General features: G+C 67.6%; 1 protein-coding gene. It reads right to left on the reverse strand.

Annotated elements, in window-relative coordinates:
* Window positions 1-238 (reverse strand): aldehyde dehydrogenase family protein (locus tag BN358_RS12140; protein WP_040583166.1); only part of this gene is annotated, 238 nt, incomplete at both ends.

Raw genomic sequence — 238 nt, forward strand, 5'->3', positions numbered from 1 at the left:
AACCGGAACATCAGCTGGATCCGCTGCGGGATCGGGGTGTTCGACCAACCCGGGAAAGCCCGCGCAGCGGCGGCGACGGCGGAGTCGACCTCCGCCTGCGTGCACTGCGGCGCCTCGGCAATCTGCTCACCGGTCGACGGGTTCATCACCGGCATGTACTTGCCGGTCTTCGACTCGCGCCACTCGTTGTCCACCAGATAGCGCAGCCGCTTCAACCGGGCAGCGCTCTCGGTGGTCG

It is taken from the genome of Sedimentibacter sp. B4 (genome assembly GCF_000309315.1).
Lineage (GTDB): Bacteria > Bacillota > Clostridia > Tissierellales > Sedimentibacteraceae > Sedimentibacter > Sedimentibacter saalensis.